Here is a 19780-nt window from a genome sequence, read left to right as displayed (position 1 = left end):
AATGCTCGCCACCGATGTGATGCGCAGTTCGTTCGCGACGATCAAGCCGACTGCCACCGTGCTCGATGCCGTCGAGCTGCTGCTTGAGACCGATCAGCGCGGCCTGCCGGTGATCGACGACGCCGGCGACCTCGTCGGCATGGTTTCGGAGGGGGATTTCCTTCACCGCGATGAGCTTGACATCAGCCCGCCGTCAGGAAACTGGCTGGAGTCTCTGCTTGGCATTGCGGAGAATACACCTGAACGCGAACGCATGCGCACGCTGCAGGTCGGCTCGCTCATGAGTGGCTCGCCGATCACCGTCGATGTCGAGGCATCGATCGAGGACGTCGTCGCGCAGATGGATGTCTACAATGTCGCTCAGATTCCGGTGCTTGGCGCCGGAACCGTCGTTGGTATTGTCAGTCGCAGGGAGCTGCTTGCGGCATTGGCGCGCCGATTGAGAGAGCCAGAGAAAGAAAGCACCGGAGTTGCTTCATGAGCGAGATGACCCTGCAGTCACATGCGCACGCGGTCGTTTGGATCGATCACCTTGTTGCGAAGGTTTTCGGCATCGGGTTGACAGGCGTCAGCGCGACGGCCGTCCATGCGCATTTGGCGTCGCAGCATCTGCATCACAAGACGAATACGATCGGCGATGGCCGCGTCCAGGCCGACGCGACATTCCTTGCCCGGGTAGGGGAGGCCGTGAGCGGTTGCAGCGATTTGCTCGTCATCGGTCCGGGTGTCGAGAAGGTTGAGCTGATGCAATATCTCACGGCGGAACGGCCCGACCTCAACCTGCATGTTGAGCCGAGCGATCATCCGACGGACGCCGAGATCGTGGCGCTCGGTCGGAAGCGGTTCCACCTCGGAGACGGGCGATGACAGTCCAGGCAGTTCTCGACCAGCCCAGATCTCCTGCCAACGACGATGTGACGGGTGCCGGAACGCCTGCATCGGCGCAGCCCGAGAAGGAGCCATTGACGGGTACGGAATCGCTCGACCAGCTCGTTCACGCGGCGATGGCGCGATGGACCGGCGGGCTTTCACCGGCTGGCCTCGCGCTCGCCTTCGCCGATTGGCAACTGCATCTGGCGGCCTCACCCGGTAGACGGCTTGAGCTGGCGTTGAACGCAGTTGCTGACGGCTCGCGCTTCGCGCGCATGGTGTCGACGCCGCATGCGGCCTGGCAACCCTGGTTCATGGTTAAGCCTCAGCCGGGTGACAACCGTTTTGCGGGCCAGGATTGGACGTTGCCGGCCTTCAACGTCATTGCGCAGGCGTTCCTGCTGGCGGAGCATTGGTGGCATTCGGCGACCAGCGGCCTGCACGGCGTCTCGAAAGCAAATGCAGCGGTCGTGGATTTCACCGTCCGGCAATGCCTCGACGTCGTTGCGCCGTCCAACTTTGCGTTCAGCAACCCCGAGGTGCTGCGCAAGGCAATGGATTCGGGTGGCGGCAACTTCGTTTCGGGCTGGCATAACTGGCTGGAAGATTGCAGGAATCTGTTGAGCGCCGAGCCGTCCGGATCCGCGCCCTTTGTGGTCGGCAAGGACGTTGCCGTGACCAAGGGCAAGGTTGTGTACCGGAATGAGCTGATCGAGCTCATCCAGTACGCGCCCGAGACGGCCGACGTCTGCCCGGAGCCAGTGCTGATCGTGCCGGCGTGGATCATGAAGTACTACATCCTCGATCTCTCGCCGCAGAATTCGCTCGTGCGCTTCCTGGTCGAGCGCGGCTTCACCGTGTTCATGATCTCATGGCGAAATCCGGGGCCAGCCGACCGCGATCTTGGTCTCGAGGACTATCGCAAGCTTGGGGTCGACGCTGCGATCGACGCGATCAATCAGCTTGCCCCTGAACGCGCGATCCATGCGGCAGGCTACTGCCTCGGTGGCACCCTGCTGGCGATTGCCGCGGCCCGATTGCAAAGGGAGCGGCCTGGTTGCCTCCGGTCGGTGACGCTGCTGGCGGCCCAGGTCGATTTTACCGATGCAGGCGAGCTGACGCTCTTCATCAATGAGAGCCAGGTTGCGTTCCTGGAGGACATGATGCGGCAGCGCGGCGTGCTCGAGACGGCGCAGATGGCCGGTGCGTTCCAGTTGCTGCGGTCGAACGACATGATCTGGTCGCGCCTGGTCCGCGACTATCTGATGGGTGAGCGCGCCGCACCGAGTGACCTGATGTCATGGAACGCGGACGCGACCCGCATGCCCTACCAGATGCATTCGGACTATCTGCGCAAGCTTTTTCTCAACAATGACCTTGCCGAGGGCCGCTATCTGGCGGACGGACAGCCGGTGGCACTTTCCGACCTTCGCGCCCCCATGTTTGTGGTGGGCACGGTCCGTGATCACGTCGCGCCCTGGCGGTCGGTTCACAAGATTCACTTGCTCGCGGATGCCGATATCGCCTTCGTGCTGGCGAGCGGCGGCCACAACGCCGGCATCGTTGCTCCGCCGTCGGAGGAGCGGCACAGCTATCAGTTGTTGGAGAAAATGGCGGATCAACCCTATGTCGGCCCCGACGAGTGGCTGCGCAAGGCGATGAATCGCGACGGATCCTGGTGGCTGGAGTGGGTTCGTTTCCTCACGGCGCATTCCGGTGCGTGGGTGCCGGCGCAGCCGGTGCTTCACGCGCCCGAGGGTGAATCGCCGCTCGAGGATGCGCCGGGCCGGTATGTCCTGCAGCATTGAGCCGCCGGCACGGGTGCTCGGGCAGCTTGATCTGCCGCAACTTCTCAACGGTGCGAACCGCTACGGTAAACTGCGCCGCGCCAGCAGGATCGAGTATCCAGCTGGGCACCCCTTGCCTAGGAAGCTTCAAACGGCGTTGTGCCAGCAGGAGAGAGCCATGAGCGTCATCCTTCGCATCCTCTTCGTCCTCGTGGGATCTATCACCGCGTTCTTCGTTGCGCGGGATTCTCTGAACTTTGACATCATACAGACATTTGTGGCCATTCTGCTCGTTACCGCGCTCTTGCTGGGTGGAAGCGTCTGGAACCTATGGCGGAAGACGTGAGCGCCACAGACCTCACAGGACTAAGCGAAGCCGAAGCGACGGCCCGGCTTCGGGTCGAGGGGCACAACGAGCTTCCGAGCCCTGAGCGGCGCACTCCCATACGTATCGCGTTGGACGTGCTGCGCGAGCCCATGCTCGCGCTGCTTCTGAGCGGCGGAGTGATCTATCTTTTGCTTGGTGATCTCCAGGAGGCACTCCTGCTCCTTGGCTTCGGCGCCATGTCGATCGTGATCACGATCGTGCAGGAGACACGAACTGAACGCGTGTTAGAAGCCTTGCGCGACCTGACCAGTCCGCGGGCCCTCGTGATGCGGGATGGAGTACGCCGGCGTATCGCCGGCCGGGACGTCGTCCGAGGCGACCTCATCATCCTTGGCGACGGTGATCGCGTGCCAGCCGACGCTGTGCTCCTCGACAGTCATGATCTGCAGGTCGACGAGTCCCTGCTGACAGGCGAGTCGGTACCCGTTCGCAAGCAGGTGGTCGAGACGGACGCCGTGGCCGAGCATCGGCCGGGCGGCGACGATCAGCCGTTCGTGTATTCCGGCTCGCTCGTCGTGCGGGGCGAGGGCGCCGCCCGGGTCACGTCCACCGGACCGCGAAGCGAGATCGGAAAGATCGGAGCGTCTCTACGCACGCTGCAAGCGGAGCCGCCACGTCTCCAACAGCAGACGGCGAGGCTGGTGCGGTTTTGCTTTTTCGGCGGCGCTGCGGTCAGCATCGTTGCCGTGCTGCTTTACGGGACGTTGCGCGGAGACTGGCTGCAAGCGTTGCTCAGCGGCGTCGCAATCGGCATGTCCATGCTGCCGGAAGAATTTGGTGTGGTGCTCACCGTGTTCATGGCCATGGGCGCGTGGCGCATTTCGAAAGTCCGCGTGCTGACGCGCCGGGCGGCCGCAATCGAGACGTTAGGCTCCGCCACCGTCTTATGCACCGACAAGACCGGTACTCTGACGCTGAACGAAATGTCAGTTGTAGAATTGCGGTTGCTCGACGGTTCATGCATGCGTCCCAAGTCTTCGAATCCGGGTTGCGTACGACCCGAATTCCCGGAGATGCTGCGCTACGGCGTCCTTGCCAGTTCGCCTCAGCCGCTGGATCCGATGGAGCGGGCGCTGCACGCCCTTGCGGGCCACGTCCGGAAAGAAACCAGCGGGCAGGATGTTCATGGGCAACTGATACATACCTATGGACTCCGGCCCGAGCTCCTCGCCATGACCCAGGTCTGGCGGTCATCCCCCGCCGAGGAATACGTTGTTGCAGCCAAAGGAGCCCCTGAAGCGGTTGCGCGTCTCTGCCAGCTGAGCCGTTTGGATCAGGAATCGATGAGAAGTGCCGTCGGCTTGATGGCGGAGCAAGGGCTCCGTGTGCTCGGGATCGCGGCGGCCGTGCATAAAGGCAACCAGCTTCCTTGTTCGCAGGAAGCCTTCGCATTCCGCTTCCTCGGACTGGTGGGATTCGCCGACCCGCTTCGCCCCGGTGTGCCTGCTGCGGTGCGTGAATGCCGCTCAGCGGGAATTGGCGTCGCCATGATCACAGGCGATTATCCGATAACCGCGGCCGCAATTGCGAAGCAGGCGGGGCTGGATGTCCATGAGGTGATCACGGGGAATCAGATCAAGCTCATGAGTGACCTGCAGCTTGCGGAACTCGTCAGACGCGTGAACGTGTTTGCTCGCGTATTACCGGAGCAGAAGCTCCGCATCGTGCAGGCAATGAAGCAGAACGGCGAGATCGTTGCGATGACCGGCGATGGCGTCAACGACGCTCCATCCCTGAAAGCGGCTCACATCGGTATCGCGATGGGCGGGCGCGGAACGGACGTCGCGCGCGAGGCGTCCTCTATCGTTCTGCTAGACGACGATTTTAGCGCGATCATCTCGGCCATCCGCCTGGGTCGACGCATCTACGACAATCTGCGAAAGGCGATGGCCTTCATCTTCGCTGTCCACGTTCCTATCGCGGGGCTCACCCTGCTTCCCCTGGTGTTCGGATTACCTTTGATTCTCGGCCCCGTTCACATCGCATTTCTGGAGCTAATCATCGATCCCGTATGCTCACTCGTGTTCGAGGCCGAGCGCGAGGAGCGCGACGTCATGGCGCGTCCACCCAGGCGAGCTGACAGCCCTCTGTTCACCTGGACGCTAGTTAGCTGGAGCGTTCTTCAAGGTGCCCTGATTTTTGTGCTTGTCGCCGTTCTGTTCGTCATTGCACTTCACGCCGGCATGCCTGCAGATGAGGTCAGAGCCTTGGCCTTCTTCGCCCTCATCGGGTCAATTGTCGGTCTCGTCCTGGTCAATCGATCTTTCAGTTCTTCGTTCCTATCGGCGTTCTTCCGGCCGAATCTGGCGCTGGCGGTAATCTTGCTTTCAATCGCAGGCGCTCTCGGGACCGCACTGCTCTGGCCTCCGGCGTCCAGCTTGTTTCGTTTCGGTCCCCTTCATCCGGACGATCTGATGATCGCGCTCGGACCGGGAGTGGCGATGCTGGTGGTGCTTGAGCTGCTCAAGCCACTCTGGCGCCGGCGACTGAGATCCTAGTCGGCGGAAACGTTGAAGTGCGCCTGAAAGGTGATAACTGGGTGCCTACCTTACGAGGAACACGTCGGTAGCGGTGTTCCTACGTCGAAGGCCGGCTCCGAAGAGCCGGCCTTCGAGGTATGGCAGGCACGAGCAGCGCGCGTTCTAGCGGACTGTGACATCTCGGTTGGTGAGGGTCATCAGCAGCAATGACAGTCCGGATGCCGCCGCCACGAACGCTGCGGTCCATGTCAGCGCAGTGACTACGAACGCCGCCTCCAAGCGCCAGGCTAGAAGCGGCTCGGTCGAGGCAAGCGGAATGGCATTGGGGAAGAAGTAATTGTAAAATAAAACAAGCGCTACCGTTGAGATGACGCTTCCGGCAAGAAGAAGGCTCAATGCGCGTTTCATGACATTCTCCTGTCTGGGCGGGAGAATGCTGACAGGTTTCCGTCGATCGACCAATTCCGGATGTTTCCTTAGGTGATATTCCGCCGATTTGAATGGAAAGGTGCGTCTGGCAGGCAGGGCATGCTGCGCTGGAGAGTGGCGGCAGGTGAGCCTGATGCGTCGATGAGTTGCCAATCGATATGGCCAGTATCGATGCTCTCCTGGCTCAGAACGACGCCAGCCGTTGCATCCGAAGCGTCGTGTTGCCGTGAGGCGACGCGTCGCAGCCGAATGGCTTGTTCGGCGGTCAGGAACAATCCACTGAATTTCACCTTGGCATTGCGGGCGGCGGCTCGTGCGGCATCGCGCTCCGCCTGCTTCAAGAATGCCGCGTCGAGAACAACGGAAATCCCCTGAGCCATGGCGCGTTTGGCTCGGTCGAGCATGGCTTGATAAACGCGGTCCGATGCTTCGGGAGTGTAGGTCTCCGGCGCTAACGTGGCATGTTCGGCGACGTGGGAGAGTTGCTTGCGAATGACATCCGATCGCAGAACCAGGGCGCCCGGGGGCGGCGCGATCAGACGCGCCATGTCGCGCGCCAGCACGCTCTTGCCGGTACCCGACTTCCCGCCAACTGCAACTAGGCGGGGTGGCTCCGGCTCAATCAGCCGACGTGCAAGCTCGAAATAGCGGCCCGCTTGGGCGGCGATCTCTTGATCGAGTTGATGTTGCCGTGCCTTGGTGAAGAGCACGTTAGCCCGGATCGCCGCTCGCATTGATAGAAACAATGGCAGCAAAGACAACGCACCCGATTGCGTGTCCCAGGCATTCTGCATGTAGCTATTGAATAGCCTGTTGGCGACGGTCTCGCGTCCGAAGTACAGCAGATCCGTCAGTGGAAATGCGAGGTCGTAGAGGACGTCGGTCGTCGCGATATCGGGGTCGAACTCGATCGCATCGAACAGAACAGGCTCGCCGTCGAGCAGGACGATGTTGCCGAGATGTGCATCGCCGTGACAATGCCGGATTTGCCCAGCTGCGGCGCGGAGGCGCAGGAGCTCAAGATTCCGAGCGAGCGATCGATGGCTCAACTCGTGCAGTTCATCGATCTTCCTGCAGGAAAGAGTTGACTCGGCGCGAAACTGCTCGGTGTTGCGATCGATGATGACGGGGAGTGACGTAAGCCAGTGCGATCCATCGCTCCCAATCAGTTCTCGATGGGATTTGAGCAGGATGGCGGCCAGTCTCTCGCCCAGCTCCGGCCGGATTGCATCCCGCTCGGCGAGATGATCGAGTGTCTTGTTTTCGTCGAAGCGGGCCATTTCGACGGCCCATTCGACGACTGGTCCGGTCCCGCCGACCGCAAGTCCATCGCGCCCGTGCGTGATCGGAACCACCCCGCGATAGATCGCGGGGGCGTGGCGCTTGTTGACGGCAATCTCATCCTCGCAAGCGCGCCGCCGCTTCTCCAACGTCGAGAAGTCGAGATAGGGCAGCTTGACCGCTCGCTTGATCTTCAGGACGCGCGAAGCTTCGAGAAAGACGATCGAACAATGGGTGTCGATCCGCTTGACCGGGGTGTTCGGCTCGCCAGATCCGGCCAGAAACGACAATACGGCGGCCTGGCCGGTCTCGCCTGTGGCAGTCGCAGTTGATGATGCCGGCGTCATCATGGCTTCAAGACGGCTGCGCCGACGAGCTTGCCGTCCCGCAAGCGCGCAAGTGCTTCGTTCGCCTGGTCCAGGGGAAAGACGGTGACGTGCGTCCGGATTCCAGCCCTTGCCGCTGTCTTGAGAAAATCGACGCCATCTTGTCGCGTCAGGTTGGCAACGGAAACGATCTGCCGTTCACCCCAAAGGATGTCGTAGGGAAAGCTCGGGATATCCGACATGTGAATGCCGGCACAGACCACGCGTCCGCCCTTGCGCAGCGTGCGCAGTGCAAGCGGGACGAGGGGCCCGGTCGGCGCATAGATGATCGCGGCATCAAGTTCTGCCGGGGGCCGATCTTCCGAAGCACCGGTCCAGCATGCGCCGAGCGACAATGCCAGGCGCTGGGCCTCGGTGTCGCCGGCGCGGGTGAAAGCGTACACATCCCGCCCTTGCCAGCGCGCCACTTGCGCGACGATATGTCCCGCCGCGCCAAAACCGTAGATGCCGAGCTTGCGGCCGTCGCCAGCCATCACCAGGGAGCGCCAGCCGATCAGGCCGGCGCACAGCAGGGGCGCCAGCTCCGCATCCTCGCCGTCTCTGCCGAGCGGAAAGCAGTAACGCGCGTCAGCCACCAGGTGCGTGGCAAAGCCGCCGTCCCGCGTGTAGCCGGTGAACAGGGGGGCGTCGCAGAGGTTTTCCTTGCCCTCCCGGCAGTAGGAACAATGCCCGCAGGTGGATCCGAGCCAGGGAACGCCGACGCGTGCACCGAGATGCAGGCCATCCACGCTTTCACCGATCGCGTCGATACGGCCAACCACCTCATGGCCGGGAACGATCGGATAGGCGATGCCGGGCAGTTCTCCATCGACGACGTGCAGGTCGGTGCGGCAAACGCCACAGGCGCCGACCTTGACGCGGACCTCGCCTGGTCCCGGAAGTGGGTCGGGCCGCTCCGTATATTGCAGCCGCGCGTCGCGCGCGGGCAGGATCATGGCGTGCATGGCGGAACTCGCTTCGGTCTGTGCCTCTCCTTTGATCACATGACATTGGTTGGGTTTTGATCCTGGTCAACGGCCGGGGGGCTGTTCCTGACTAGCTTTGTTTCACGAGCGACATTCAAATAGGAGGTACTGATGGCTAACAACGTGATTCCCGTTGGAAGCGAGCGCGCCTTGGCGCGGCGCGAAAACAATCCCTTCGTATTTCTGCAGCAGGAGATCGACCGGCTGTTCGACGGCTTCGGCCGCAATTTTCCGGCGTTCGCCGCGCCGCAGGCGATGATGCCGCGCATGGACGTCAGCGAGACCGACAAGACCGTCGAGATCTCAGCCGAACTGCCAGGCCTCGAGGCCAAGGACATTCAGCTCAATCTCGCCGACGACACGCTCACGATCCGCGGCAAGAAGAAGAGCGAGCGCGAGGAGAAGGACAAGGACTATCACCTGATCGAGCGCAGCTTCGGCGCGTTCTCGCGGTCCGTTGCATTGCCCGAGGGCGTCAAGGCGGAAGACGTCAGTGCCGAGATCGCCAAGGGCGTGCTCAAGGTCACCGTCAAGAAGCCGGCTCCCAAGCAGAGCAGGCAGATCGACATCAAGACGGCGGCGTAGCTGCCTTGCGAGGCGCGTCGCCCGTTAGGCAGCGACGCGTCCCCGAAGCAACCATCAAAGGGGATCAGCCATGTACGAGTTTCTTCAGGAGACCGTTGCGAGCAACATGACGAGATCGGTACGAAGCGTCGCTCCCGAAATGACCGTCGGCGACTTGTACCGGTTGTTCGCGAAAGACGACTATGACGCCTATCCCGTGCTCCGCGACGATATTGTGGTCGGATTCGTCACGAAGCTGGACGCCCTGAAGGTGTTCGCCTGTCCGGTAGATCACATGCTGCCACGTTACGACGATCGCATGGGAACGACGGTCGATGAGATCATGTCGTCCGATGTGATCGCGGTCGAGCCGGATACAAATCTGCAGCGCGTCCTTCAGCTAATGGTCGCGCATCGGCTCAAGAGCCTACCGGTGATCGACAAGTATCACCACCTGGTCGGGATTATTGCTCGCGAGGATGTCATGCGGGCCCTGGCGCGCTGCACGAAACGGCAGGCGCCTCCGCTGGTTCCCTGCGAGACTGTCCGATGTCTACGTTTGGTTTAGATCGGGTTCTCTCGCCTCGATCGGTCGCGCTTGTCGGCGGCAGTTCGCGTCCGTCTTCGCTCGGTCTGGCGGTACTCATGAACCTCAAGACATGCGGTTTTGCCGGCCGCATCGCCGTAGTCAATCCGAAATACACTGCGATCGATGGCGAGATTACGTCCCGGGATATCAAATCACTTCCATTCGTTCCCGACCTCGTTGCGATCACGGCGCCTGCGGCCGCGATTCCCGGAATCATATCGGACGCTGCCGCGGTCGGTGCCGCCGGTGCGGTCATCCTGTCCGCCGGCCTCGGACATGGTGCCGGCTCGCTAGCCGAGACGGTCGCGCAGACGGCGCGCCGGCACGGCATGCGCCTGATCGGGCCGAACTGTCTCGGCGTCATGGTGCCGCGCGCGAAGCTCAATGCGAGTTTTGCCGCGCATCAGCCCGCCGAAGGCTGTCTTGCCCTGATCTCGCAGTCCGGGGCCGTCGCTGCCGCGATGATCGAATGGGCGGCAGAGCGGCGGCGGCTCGGCTTCTCCGGCATCGTGTCGATCGGAGATCAGCTCGACGTCGATGTCGCCGATCTGCTCGATTATTTCGCGCAGGACGATCATACCAACGCGATCCTGCTCTACGTCGAGGCCGTCAGGGATGCGCGCAAGTTCATGTCGGCCGCGCGCGCCGCGGCACGGCTCAAGCCCCTGATTGTCGTGAAAGCGGGCCGGGTGGCGCAAGGCGCCAAGGCCGCAGCCACCCATACGGGAGCGCTCGCCGGTTCGGACGCCGTCTATGACGCGGCGTTCCGCCGGGCCGGCATGCTGCGCGTGTACGACCTTCGGGAACTGTTCGACTGCGCCGAGTTGCTTGGCCGCGGCTTCGTTCCGCGCGGCAACCGCCTGTCGATCCTGACCAATGGCGGCGGGCTCGGCATCCTCGCGATCGACCGGCTCGTTGAGCTCGGTGGCGTTCCTGCAGGCCTGACGACGGAGACGATTGCGGCGCTCGATCGGGTCCTGCCGCAAGGCTGGTCTCGTGCCAACCCCATCGATATCTCCGGCGATGCCGACGCTGCCCGCTACGTGGCCGCGCTCGGCCCGCTGCTCGAGGACGCCAACAGCGACGCCGTGCTGGTCATGAACGTGGAAACGGCTGTTGCGCCGACCGAACGGATTGCCGAAGCGGTCACGCGGTGCGTTGACGGCCGCCGAGCCAGGAACAGCGAGGTAGCCGCACTGGTGCTTGCGTCGTGGGATGGTGCCGACGCCCGCACGGCGGCGACCTTCGAGCGGGCGCGCGTCCCGCATTTCCCGACCGAGGACGATGCAGTGCGCGCCTTCATGTATCTGGTGAGATACCGCGATGCTTCCATCGCGCTGGCCGCAACGCCGCCCAGCAGCGCCTCGACGTTTGCGCCGCGGACGGCGGCGGCGAGGCACGTGATCGCGAAGGCGCTGTCCGAGAGGCGGGAATGGCTCGACCCGATCGAGATCGTCGCGCTGTTCGAGGCTTATGATATTCCGATCGTTCCGACCGTCGTGGCCCGTGATGCCGACGATGCCGTGGACAAGGCAGCGCCCTTCCTGGCGCAAGGGCTTGCCGTGGCGGTGAAGCTGTTCTCGCGCGACATCAGGCACAAGTCGGACATCGGCGGTGTCATTCTCGGCCTGCGGACTCGCGAAAGCGTCGCACAGGCCGCCAGGACGGTGCTGGCGCGCGCTCGTGCCGCGCGTCCGGATGCCGCCCTGCAGGGCGTGACGATCCAGCCGATGATCGAGCGGCGGGCGGCACGTGAGCTGATCCTTGGCATTGCCGACGATCCGACCTTCGGCCCGGTGATCGTGTTTGGCCGCGGCGGCACCGCGGTTGAGGTGATCGACGACAAGGCGTTGGCGCTGCCACCCCTCGACATGAACCTGGCGCGCGACCTCGTCGGGCGCACGCGGGTCTCGCGGTTGCTTGCCGCCTACCGCGACGTACCCGCCGTTCCGGAAGATGTCGTTCCGCGCACCCTCGTCAAGCTGGCGCAGATGGCGGCCGATATTCCCGAAGTCGCGGAGCTCGATATCAATCCGCTGCTGGCTGACGAAACCGGCGTGATGGCGCTCGACGCGCGGGTGGCGGTCCGCAAGCCGGCGCGGCTGTTCGCCGGTCAGACACGACTTGCAGTGCGGCCCTACCCGTCGCAGTGGGAGGGCGAGCTTGCTCTAAGGGATGGCTCGCGCGTCGTGGTGCGGCCGCTGCGGCCGGAAGATGAGCCCATGGTGGAGAGCTTCTTCAAGCGAGTGACCGCCGAGGATCTCAGGCTTCGCTTCTTTCAGGCGATGAAGAATTTCTCGCACGCGTTCATTGCGCGGTTGACCCAACTCGACTACGCGCGTGCGATGGCCTTTGCGGCGCTGGATCCAGCTACGGGTGCCATGGTTGGAGCGGTCCAGCTTCATTCCGACTCGCTCTATGAGAATGCCGAGTACGCTATCCTGTTGCAGTCTGATCTCAAGGGCAAAGGGCTTGGATGGGCGCTGATGCAGCTCCTGATCCGTTATGCGAAGTCGGAAGGGCTGAAGCGGCTGTCTGGCGAAGTGCTGGCCGAGAACAGCACCATGTTGAGCATGTGCCATGAGATCGGATTCACGGCGGCCACAGAGCCGACCGACCACAGGATCGTCAATGTCGTTCTCGATCTCTCCCTTCCGGTGGTGGATGCCTTGGGCGTCGACATCCTGATCCGGCAAAGTGCAATCAGAGCGGCGTGACGGCGACGACCCGGTAAGGATGCATGCCGTCCACCTCATGGACGGAGACATATTCGCCGACCCGAAAGGGCTCACTGCCGAAATGAAACCCGGCTTCATCGGCGGTGGCGCCGGCAACGTCATAGTGAAAGCGCCAGCTGTCGGCCGGTCCATGCACGAGGTGGCCGAGCTGATCGTCTTCGCCCGGCCGTTGGCGGATGACGCGGCACGCGTCGCGATGGGCTCTCCAGGTCTCGACATCGATCCGCGATGTCGTGTCGAGCGGGGCGACGATGACATAGCCGATCGCGGACGCACCCTCGGGGTGATCGTGCTCGCGGGCGCGCTCGAGCCGGACCTGCCTGAACGAGTGCGGCAACGCGGTGTTTTGCAAAGGTTTGAAGGCGGCGCGATTCATCTGAAATCTCCTGAGCACGCCCGAGGCTGCCGGGCAATCTGTCAAATCATAAGGCCACCGCTTGCCAAGCCGTTGATCTGGGTCAAGCGCATTCCGGGGCACGGTGAGGCCGGTTGCGCTGCGTCAAACACAGGCGTCTCCAGCGCCCCTAAGGTGAGTTGCAAATTGGAGTCAGAATCTTGCTCAATGCCCCAGCCCTGATAGCGAATGCGGATGATCCGCGCATGCTTGCCGCATGTGGGGCCTGGAACGTTGCCAATGTCGAGGCGCTGGAGCGGCTGTGCGCGCACGCCGCGCGCACCGATATTGGCTCGATCGATGTACGGCGTGTCACCGCGCTCGACACCGTCGGGGCCTGGCTGCTTGAAAGGCTGGCCCGTGGCGGTGCAACCAGGGCAGTGCTCACCGGTGCCGACGGTCCGTACGGCGACCTGCTGGAAGAGGTGCGGGGGCTGAACCGTTCCGGCCCCGCCGAACGGAGATCGGTCAACCCCGTGCTGCAGAGGCTTGATCAGCTCGGCCGCGGCAGCAGGCGGCTGGCGACCGATTCGGCGGCATTCCTGCATATGCTCGGCGCCTTCAGCGCAGCGCTGCTTGGCATCTTCAAGCATCCGCGATCGTTCCGATTGACGTCGACCGTCTATCAGCTCGGCCGGGTGGGCTGGCAGGCGGTGCCGATCATGGTGCTGATCACGTTCCTGATCGGCGCCATCATTGCTCAGCAAGGCATCTTCCATTTCCGCCGCTTTGGCGCGGAATCCTATGTCGTGGACATGGTTGGCATCCTCGTGTTGCGCGAGATTGGCGTGCTGATCGTTGCCATCATGGTGGCCGGACGATCCGGCAGCGCCTATACGGCCGAGATCGGCGCAATGAAGATGCGCGAGGAGATCGACGCGCTCAGCACCATGGGGCTCGATCCTGTCGCAGTCCTGATCCTGCCGCGAATCCTGGCGCTGGTGGTCGCGCTGCCGATCCTTGCCTTTCTCGGCTCGCTCGCTGCGCTCTATGGCGGCGGCCTCATCGCCTGGCTCTATGGCGACATGAGCCCGGCGATCTTCATCGCACGCCTTTACGACGCGGTTTCAGTCGCTCATTTCGAGGTCGGCATCATCAAGGCACCATTCATGGCGCTCGTGATCGGGCTGGTCGCGGCCGTGGAGGGATTGAGCGTGAAGGGCAGTGCGGAGTCGCTCGGACAGCAGACGACGGCGTCCGTCGTGAAATCGATCTTCCTGGTGATCGTGCTCGACGGCCTGTTTGCGATTTTCTTCGCGTCGATCGGGATGTAGCCATGACCGACACTCCAGCCATCCATATTAGCAACCTGGTGGTCGGCTTCGGCAAGAAGATCGTCCTCGATCACCTCGACCTCGACGTGAACGACGGCGAAATTCTCGGCCTCGTGGGCGCGTCCGGGGGCGGAAAGTCGGTACTGATGCGGACATTGGTCGGCCTGCTGCCGAAGCGGAGCGGGGAGATCGATTTCGCGGGCGCCAGCGATAACGAACGCCACTGGGGTGTCCTGTTCCAGCAGGGAGCGCTGTTCTCGGCCTTGACGGCTCGGCAGAACATTCAGTTTCCGTTGCGCGAGCAGGCGCGGCTTTCACCAAGGCTGCTGGACGAAGTCGCGGATGCGAAGCTCGAGATGGTTGGCTTGACGCGCGAAGACGGCGACAAGTTTCCGTCCGAGCTTTCGGGCGGCATGACCAAGCGTGTGGCGCTGGCGCGGGCACTGGCGCTTGACCCCTCGCTCCTGTTTCTCGATGAGCCAACCTCCGGTCTCGATCCGATCGCTGCGGGCGAATTCGACGCCCTGATCCGGACGCTGCACCGGACGTTGCGCTTTACCGTGTTCATGGTGACGCACGACCTGAACAGTCTGCAGGCCATTTGCGACCGCGTCGCCGCGCTTGCCGACGGCCGGATCGCCGCAATCGGCCGGCTGTCATCGGTGCTCAAGTCCGATCATCCCTGGGTCCAGGCCTACTTTCATGGCGCCCGGGCGCAGAAGCTGGGCCTCGGCAATTAGGCAGAGAGAGACGCATATGGAAATCCGCGCGCCCTATATCGTCGTTGGTGCATTCGTGTTATCGGCGATCGTCGCCGTGTTCGGCTTCGTCTACTGGCTGAACAATGTCGGGGGGATTGGGAAACGGCAGACATATCAGCTGGTTTTCGCCGATCCGGTGCCCGGACTGCTGGTCGGGGCGGGCGTCCTCTTCAATGGCATCCGCGTCGGCGAAGTGACCGCGCTTGAGCTGGATCCGGACCGTCCGCGCGAGGTTCACGCCACGATCGCAGTCGCCGAGCGTACGCCGGTGCATAGCGATACGCGCGTCGGCCTCGATTTCCAGGGACTGACTGGTGTTCCGGTGATCGCGCTCGAAGGCGGCGATGATCCCCAGGCGCCGCCGGCGCGCGAACCGCTGGTGGCCGAAAAGGGGGCCGGGCGGAGCATGACGCAGGCCGCCCGCGATGCACTACGCCGGGTCGATGCCGTCCTGTCCGAGAACGCCGCGCCGCTGCACAGCACGATCGACAATCTCAGCACGTTCGCCGAAGGGCTCGCGCGCAACACGCCGAAGCTCGACGGTATCGTGGCCGGGCTGGAACGCATGACCGCCGGTGGTGCGCCCGCGCCGCGCAAGGTAGTGTACGACCTTCACGCGGTGGACGACTTCGGAGCGCAGCGCCATGCCAATCTGCCCGAGCAACTGGTCATGGCGGAGCCGACCGCGATCGCACGCTTGCAGACCCAGCGCTTCCTGTTTTCGCCGGATGAAGAAAGTCAGCGGTTCGAAGGTGCGCAGTGGGGCGATAGTCTCCCGGTGCTGGTGCAGGCGCGGTTGCTGCAGAGCTTCGAGAATTACGACGTCGACCATGCGCCACTGCGGGCCGACAGCGGTGTAGAGGGTACGCCGCGCCTGCTGATCGACCTGCGTCGGTTCGAAATTGTGCAGGGAGCCCAACCGCGCGCGACGATCTCCCTGTCCGCGAAAATCGTCGATCGAAATGGGCAGGTAAAGGCCGCCAAGCTTCTTGAGGGATCCGAAGGAATAAACTCGCTCACACCATCCGAGGCGGCAGCCGCATTCGATCGGGCCTTCGGGTCTCTCGCAAGGGAGCTTGTGATGTGGGTTGCATCGACGGACTAGCGACCTGTGCGCAGCAGGCTGCGGCAGTGCCGCGCAATACTGACTTCCTCATTGGTCGGAATGACAAGTACATCGACCGGGCTGCCCTTCGCGGCGATGCGTTGTTCGCCCTGCGCATTTGCAGCCGTATCGATGCTGACGCCGAGCCAGGAGAGGCGATCGCAGACGCGTTGCCGGATGTCCGCGGCATGCTCGCCTATGCCGCCGGTGAACACCAGGCCGTCGAGGCCCGCAAGGGTATTTGCCATCACGGCGACTTCTGCGGCGACACGAAATGTGAAGAGATCGACGGCTTCGCGGGCCTCGGGCTTTTGGCTCGCCAGTAGGGCGCGCATGTCGGCTGACAGCCCTGAGACGCCGAGCAGGCCCGAACCTTCGTACAGCAAATGTTGTACGTCATCGACCGACATCCTTTCTTCCTGCAAGAGATAAAGCAGTACGCCGGGATCTATCGTTCCACAGCGGGTCCCCATGACGAGACCGTCGAGCGGGGTCAATCCCATGGTGGTGTCGACGCTGTTGCCCTTCTGCAGGGCACAGAGGCTCGCGCCGTTGCCGAGATGCGCCACGACGACGCGCTTGTCCGCCCATTGCGGCGCGATCGCGGCGAGTTGGCTCGCGACGTATTCGAAGGAGAGGCCGTGGAAGCCGTAGCGACGGATGCCGCGCTCCTCAAAGTGCCGCGGGATGGCAAAGCGGCTGGCCGGCGGCGCCAGGCCGTGATGGAAGGCCGTGTCGAAGCAGGCGATCTGCGTCAGCTGCGGCCGCAGCGATTGCACGGCGCGGACCGGCGCCAGGCAGCGCGGCTGGTGCAGCGGCGCAAGCGGCGTCAAGGCCTCCAGCGCGGCGATAGCCTGCCCTGTGATGACGACCGGTCGATAGAACGCACGCCCGCCATGGACGATACGATGCCCGACGGCGGCGAGCTTGCCGCCGGCGAGATAGTCCTCGATCCAGGCAAATACGTCGCTGAACAGGCCGTTGTCCTCCGACGTGCCGCTCGGGCGACGCCTCTCGAACAGCTGCCTGCCCGAGGCATCGCTCATCACGATGCGCGGGACCTTCTCCTGCTCATCGAGCAAGCCCCTGCATTGCAGCTTTGGCTCGGCCGGTGCGATGTCGAACAGGCCGAACTTGATGCTGGACGAGCCGGCGTTGAGCACCAGGACGCTGTCGGACATGGACCGTCTTTCTCGCGTGTTCGCTGCCTCAGTCAACGCATTTGTGGTCTGTCGTACCGTAGGGCCAGACCCAGTCACGGATCTGCGGCATGTCCTCGCCATGCTCGCGCACGTAGCGGGTGTGCTCGGTCAGGGCGTCACGGAATCGCCGCTTGACGTGGGCTGCCGCGATGCCGAGCCCCGGCATGCGCTCGATTGCCTCGATGGCGAGATGGAAGCGGTCGAGGCCGTTCAACACTACCATGTCGAACGGGGTCGTGGTGGTGCCTTCCTCCGCGAAGCCCCGCACGTGCATTCCGTCGTGATTGGTGCGGCGGTAGGTCAAGCGATGGATCAGATAGGGATAGCCGTGATAGGCGAAGACGACAGGCTTGTCGCGGGTGAACAGGCTGTCGAAGTCGCGGTCGGACAGGCCGTGCGGATGCTGCTCCATCGGCTGCAGCGTCATCAAGTCAACCACGTTGACGACGCGGATCCTTAGTTCCGGCAGCGCCTTGCGGAGCAGGTCGACGGCGGCGAGCGTCTCCAGCGTCGGAACGTCGCCGGCGCAGGCCATCACCACGTCGGGCTCAGCATTGGGGGGCTCGGTGCCGGCCCAATCCCATATCCCGATGCCGGCTTCGCAATGGGTGATTGCCGCACGCATCGAAAGCCATTGCGGGGCAGGTTGCTTGCCCGCCACGATCACATTGATGCGGTCATAGGTGCGCAAGCAGTGATCGCCGACCCAGAGCAGGGTGTTGGCATCGGGCGGAAAGTAGACGCGGACAATGTCGGCCTTCTTGTTGGTGACGAGATCGACGAAGCCGGGATCCTGATGACTGAATCCGTTGTGGTCCTGACGCCAGACATGCGAGGTGAGGAGATAGTTCAGCGACGCGATCGGTCGTCGCCAAGGCAGCGCGCGCGAGACCTTCAGCCATTTGGCGTGCTGGTTGAACATTGAATCCACGATGTGGATGAAGGCTTCATAGCAGGAGAAGAAGCCGTGCCGGCCCGTGAGCAGATAGCCTTCGAGCCAGCCATGGCAGAGATGCTCGCTCAGGACTTCCATCACGCGGCCGTCATGGGCGAGGTGGACGTCGTAAGGCTCGATGCCTTCCATCCAGACCCGGTCGGTGGCCTCGAATACCGCGTCGAGCCGGTTCGACGCGGTTTCGTCCGGACCCATGATGCGGAAATTGCGGGCTTCCGCATTCAACTCCACGACCTCGCGCAAGAACTTGCCGAGTTCCCGCGTGGCTTCGGCGACGACCTCGCCCGGAGCGGTGACCTCGACCGCATACGCACGGAAATCCGGCAGCTTCAGCTCCCGCTTCAGGAGGCCGCCATTGGCGTGCGGGTTGGCACCCATCCGACGGGCGCCTGCGGGCGCAAGGGCTTGCAATTCAGCTACCAGCCGCCCGTTTGCATCGAACAGGCTTTCAGGCTCGTAGCTCCTCATCCAATGCTCGAGCAGCTTCAGATGCTCGGGGTTGCCGCGCGGGTTGGCGATCGGCACCTGATGTGCACGCCAGAATCCTTCGACCTTCAACCCATCGACCTCCTTTGGTCCGGTCCAGCCCTTCGGGCTGCGCAGCACGATCATCGGCCATCGCGGCCGCTTAAGGTCGCCGGGCTGCTGCCGCGCGGCTTGCTGGATTGCGCGGATGCTGCCGAGCGCAGTGTCGAGCGTGCTGGCCATCGAGCGATGCATCGCATGCGGATCGTCGCCTTCGACGAACAGCGGCTCGTAGCCGTAGCCAGTGAAGAGGCTACGGACGTCCTCGTCATCCATCCGCCCCAGCACGGTGGGATTGGCAATCTTGTAGCCATTGAGGTGCAGGATTGGCAGCACTGCGCCGTCATGCTTCGGGTTCAAGAACTTGTTGGAATGCCAGGAGGCCGCGAGCGGGCCGGTCTCTGCCTCGCCGTCGCCGACGACGCAAACGGCGATCAAATCGGGGTTGTCGAACACTGCGCCATATGCGTGAACCAACGCATAGCCGAGTTCACCGCCTTCGTGGATCGAGCCGGGTGTTTCCGGCGCGGCGTGGCTTGGAATGCCGCCGGGGAAGGAGAATTGACGGAACAGCTTGCGCAAGCCGTCCAAATCGCGCGTCACCTCCGGATAGAGCTCCGTGTAGGTTCCTTCGAGATAGGTGTTCGCGACCATGCCGGGGCCGCCATGGCCGGGACCGCAGATATAGATGACGTTGAGGTGGGAAGTGCGGATTGCACGATTGAGGTGAGCATAGATGAAGTTGAGCCCGGGCGTGGTGCCCCAATGTCCAAGCAGGCGCGGCTTGATGTGCTCCAGCTTCAGCGGCTCTCTCAGAAGCGGATTCGCGAGCAGGTAGATCTGTCCAACGGAGAGATAATTGGCGGCTCGCCAATAGCGGTCGAGCAGCACAAGATCGTCCGCCCGCGCTTGCTCGTTTGGAGTGGTCGCAGATTGCATGTCGTTCTCCCGGGATTCAAAGATGACCTCGGACGCCGCTATCGGTTCCACGTTAGAGGGCGAATGTGACGGGAATGGCTTGAGCCAGCTCAAAGATGCACGCCAATTCGAGCCGAAACCGCAACGTTGCTGCCAACGTCCATCCAAT

The 19780-nt window shown here is 63.2% G+C and carries 17 protein-coding genes; 11 read left to right on the top strand and 6 right to left on the bottom strand.

From position 1 onward, the window contains the following. Position 1 precedes the first annotated feature (1 nt). The 5 genes from ACE10X_RS38495 (at position 2) to ACE10X_RS38475 (ending at position 5543) form a co-directional block, all read left to right on the top strand. The gene (locus ACE10X_RS38495; protein ID WP_244435918.1) at positions 2-481 is read left to right on the top strand and encodes a CBS domain-containing protein; all 480 of its coding nucleotides are present in this window, start codon (positions 2-4) and stop codon (positions 479-481) included. Next, positions 478-867: a hypothetical protein gene (locus tag ACE10X_RS38490; protein WP_018268794.1), complete on the top strand. Its 390-nt coding sequence runs from the start codon at positions 478-480 to the stop codon at positions 865-867. Before ACE10X_RS38495 ends, ACE10X_RS38490 begins: the two co-directional genes overlap by 4 nt. Next, positions 864-2678: an alpha/beta hydrolase gene (locus tag ACE10X_RS38485; RefSeq protein WP_100213613.1), complete on the top strand. Its 1815-nt coding sequence runs from the start codon at positions 864-866 to the stop codon at positions 2676-2678. The genes ACE10X_RS38490 and ACE10X_RS38485 overlap by 4 nt, the downstream gene beginning before the upstream one ends. 157 nt (positions 2679-2835) lie before the next feature. Next, entirely contained in the window at positions 2836-3003 is a 168-nt protein-coding gene (locus tag ACE10X_RS38480) for a hypothetical protein (RefSeq protein ID WP_162832437.1), read from the top strand. Further along, on the top strand, positions 2988-5543 hold the full coding sequence (locus tag ACE10X_RS38475; RefSeq protein WP_018268791.1) for a cation-translocating P-type ATPase: 2556 nt from the start codon (positions 2988-2990) through the stop codon (positions 5541-5543). The genes ACE10X_RS38480 and ACE10X_RS38475 overlap by 16 nt, the downstream gene beginning before the upstream one ends. Before the next feature lie 144 nt (positions 5544-5687). Here ACE10X_RS38475 and ACE10X_RS38470 read toward each other — a convergent pair whose 3' ends face one another. The 3 genes from ACE10X_RS38470 to ACE10X_RS38460 all read right to left on the bottom strand — a co-directional run bounded on the left by ACE10X_RS38470 (position 5688) and on the right by ACE10X_RS38460 (position 8565). Continuing rightward, positions 5688-5933 carry a hypothetical protein gene (locus tag ACE10X_RS38470; RefSeq protein ID WP_018273625.1) on the bottom strand — a complete coding sequence of 82 codons (246 nt, stop codon included), beginning with the start codon at positions 5931-5933 and terminating at the stop codon, positions 5688-5690. A gap of 68 nt (positions 5934-6001) precedes the next feature. Further along, a complete protein-coding gene (locus ACE10X_RS38465; protein ID WP_018273624.1) occupies positions 6002-7585 on the bottom strand; it encodes an AAA family ATPase in 1584 nt (527 codons plus the stop codon). Continuing rightward, entirely contained in the window at positions 7582-8565 is a 984-nt protein-coding gene (locus tag ACE10X_RS38460; RefSeq protein ID WP_018273623.1) for a zinc-dependent alcohol dehydrogenase family protein, read from the bottom strand. The genes ACE10X_RS38465 and ACE10X_RS38460 overlap by 4 nt, the downstream gene beginning before the upstream one ends. A gap of 132 nt (positions 8566-8697) precedes the next feature. On the opposite strand from ACE10X_RS38460, the gene ACE10X_RS38455 reads away from it, so the two are divergent. The 3 genes from ACE10X_RS38455 (at position 8698) to ACE10X_RS38445 (ending at position 12456) form a co-directional block, all read left to right on the top strand. Then, positions 8698-9171, top strand: a complete 474-nt coding sequence (locus ACE10X_RS38455; protein WP_018273622.1) for an Hsp20/alpha crystallin family protein — start codon at positions 8698-8700, stop codon at positions 9169-9171. Between the two features lie 70 nt (positions 9172-9241). Further along, a complete protein-coding gene (locus tag ACE10X_RS38450; RefSeq protein ID WP_018273621.1) occupies positions 9242-9718 on the top strand; it encodes an HPP family protein in 477 nt (158 codons plus the stop codon). After that, entirely contained in the window at positions 9700-12456 is a 2757-nt protein-coding gene (locus ACE10X_RS38445; RefSeq protein WP_041482693.1) for a bifunctional acetate--CoA ligase family protein/GNAT family N-acetyltransferase, read from the top strand. The genes ACE10X_RS38450 and ACE10X_RS38445 overlap by 19 nt, the downstream gene beginning before the upstream one ends. Here ACE10X_RS38445 and ACE10X_RS38440 read toward each other — a convergent pair. After that, on the bottom strand, positions 12443-12853 hold the full coding sequence (locus ACE10X_RS38440) for a hypothetical protein (RefSeq protein ID WP_018273619.1): 411 nt from the start codon (positions 12851-12853) through the stop codon (positions 12443-12445). The genes ACE10X_RS38445 and ACE10X_RS38440 overlap by 14 nt on opposite strands. Positions 12854-13032: 179 nt before the next feature. Between ACE10X_RS38440 and ACE10X_RS38435 the strand changes: the two genes are divergently transcribed. From ACE10X_RS38435 to ACE10X_RS38425, 3 genes are read left to right on the top strand one after another with little or no spacing between them, the layout of a single operon-like run. Continuing rightward, on the top strand, positions 13033-14145 hold the full coding sequence (locus ACE10X_RS38435) for an ABC transporter permease (RefSeq protein ID WP_026193361.1): 1113 nt from the start codon (positions 13033-13035) through the stop codon (positions 14143-14145). Between the two features lie 2 nt (positions 14146-14147). Next, a complete protein-coding gene (locus ACE10X_RS38430; RefSeq protein ID WP_018268782.1) occupies positions 14148-14885 on the top strand; it encodes an ABC transporter ATP-binding protein in 738 nt (245 codons plus the stop codon). A gap of 16 nt (positions 14886-14901) precedes the next feature. Continuing rightward, positions 14902-16011: an MlaD family protein gene (locus ACE10X_RS38425; protein WP_038386897.1), complete on the top strand. Its 1110-nt coding sequence runs from the start codon at positions 14902-14904 to the stop codon at positions 16009-16011. On the opposite strand, the gene ACE10X_RS38420 is transcribed toward ACE10X_RS38425, so the two are convergent. Both ACE10X_RS38420 and ACE10X_RS38415 read right to left on the bottom strand, forming a co-directional pair. Beyond that, entirely contained in the window at positions 16008-17192 is a 1185-nt protein-coding gene (locus tag ACE10X_RS38420; protein WP_038386896.1) for an acetate/propionate family kinase, read from the bottom strand. The genes ACE10X_RS38425 and ACE10X_RS38420 overlap by 4 nt on opposite strands. Before the next feature lie 28 nt (positions 17193-17220). Further along, positions 17221-19632 (bottom strand): phosphoketolase, encoded by a 2412-nt coding sequence (locus ACE10X_RS38415; RefSeq protein ID WP_041482694.1) that lies wholly within the window; start codon positions 19630-19632, stop codon positions 17221-17223. Positions 19633-19780: the final 148 nt, after the last annotated feature.

The organism is Bradyrhizobium sp. Pha-3, from assembly GCF_042258325.1.
Classification (GTDB): Bacteria; Pseudomonadota; Alphaproteobacteria; order Rhizobiales; family Xanthobacteraceae; genus Bradyrhizobium; species Bradyrhizobium elkanii.
This window is presented reverse-complemented; position numbering and strand designations above follow the sequence as displayed.